Here is a 1,224-nt window from a genome sequence, read left to right on the forward strand (position 1 = left end):
GTCCTTGCCGCCCTTGCCGTGCTCGACCCGAATGACGCCGCGCTCGCTATCGATGTCGCCGACCTTTAGGCCGACGGTCTCCGAAGCGCGAAGGCCAGCAGCGTAGGCTGTCGTCAGGGCCGTGCGCGTCTTCAGGCTCGAGACCGCTTCCAGGAACCTGACCACCTCGTCGGCGCTCAACACCACTGGCAGCGTGCGTGGTAAGCGGGCGTAGACAATGCGCTCCGGGATCTCGGCATGGCCCAACGTCACGCCGTAGAAGAACCGCAACGCGCACACCGTCTGGTTCAGCGCCGGCCACGAGATCCCGGTCGAGACCAGATGCACCTGAAAGGCGCGGACATCTTCAAGGCCAAGGGGGTCAGGGGATCGGCCGAAATGGCGGGAAAAATTCGCCACCGCGTGCACGTAGGATCGTTGCGTGGCCGGCGACAGATTGCGGATCGTCATGTCTTCGATCATGCGCCGGCGAAGAGGGCTCAACTCGGCCATCTCAGTGCTCCTGTTCCAAGATTGCGCTTCAACAGCCGCAATCCTTCAAAACAGAAGCCTCAACCGCAAACCGACCCGCCAAATGCCGCGTCAGCGGCTTCGTTCAATCCTCATTGTAAACAGGCCTTAGTGCCTCTGCACAGAGGATTTGACGGTTTCGATGGGTTGTAGCCTGGGCAGGCAGTCGGGTTCGACGAGCAGTTCGATGCTGCGCGCGAGGCCCGGTTGCTTGCGGATCAAGCCAGCGCGCTCGAGGGTGAGTACCATCTGATGGACGGAAGGCGCGGTGACGCCGAAGAAGCGCTGGATATCGCGTTCGGCCGGCGAGCGACCGTTGACCAGGCCGTAGGTCCAGATGAAGGCGAGATACTGGCCCTGCTTCTCGGTGAAGCGGGGTGAAGCCTGCGGCTTTCCGTCAAGTAGTTGATTCATTTTCCGGTTCTTCCGGAGCCTCCGCACCCGAAGGAGGCCATCCGGATGCATGTACGCTATCGCGTGGAGCTCGACCAACCCGAACGCGACGAACTCATGAGGCATGCTGCACAGCGGCAAGCATCCGGCACGCAAGCTCAAGCGTTCCCAGATCCTGCTCGCTGCCGATGCCGGCCAGAGCGACGAGACCATGCGAGAACGGTGGTGGTTCGGCGGCTCACCGTCTATCGCACCAAACGCCGCTTCGTGGAGATGGGCCTGGAGGCGGCGCTCAGCGAGGAGCCGCGCCCAGGGGCGGAG

At 62.9% G+C, this 1,224-nt stretch carries 2 protein-coding genes and 1 pseudogene; 1 reads left to right on the forward strand and 2 read right to left on the reverse strand.

The genetic code is table 11. From position 1 onward, the window contains the following. Together EOA23_RS34865 and EOA23_RS34870 are read right to left on the reverse strand one after the other, a co-directional pair. On the reverse strand, nucleotides 1–492 hold a 492-nt coding region (locus EOA23_RS34865), incomplete at its 3' end, for a phage integrase N-terminal SAM-like domain-containing protein (protein ID WP_145966615.1). A 126-nt stretch (nucleotides 493–618) separates the two neighbouring features. Further along, entirely contained in the window at nucleotides 619–924 is a 306-nt protein-coding gene (locus EOA23_RS34870) for a MarR family transcriptional regulator (RefSeq protein ID WP_127307332.1), read from the reverse strand. A 45-nt stretch (nucleotides 925–969) separates the two neighbouring features. On the opposite strand from EOA23_RS34870, the pseudogene EOA23_RS36815 reads away from it, so the two are divergent. Continuing rightward, nucleotides 970–1,224 (forward strand): annotated as a pseudogene (locus EOA23_RS36815) (helix-turn-helix domain-containing protein); the annotation flags it as partial.

The sequence above is a fragment of the Mesorhizobium sp. M2A.F.Ca.ET.042.01.1.1 genome (assembly GCF_003997405.1).
Taxonomy (GTDB): Bacteria; Pseudomonadota; Alphaproteobacteria; order Rhizobiales; family Rhizobiaceae; genus Mesorhizobium.

Coding starts and splice junctions, on each gene's coding strand:
- EOA23_RS34870 (WP_127307332.1), bottom strand. CDS start 924: ATGAATCAACTACTTGACGGAAAGCCGCAGGCTTCACCCCGCTTCACC.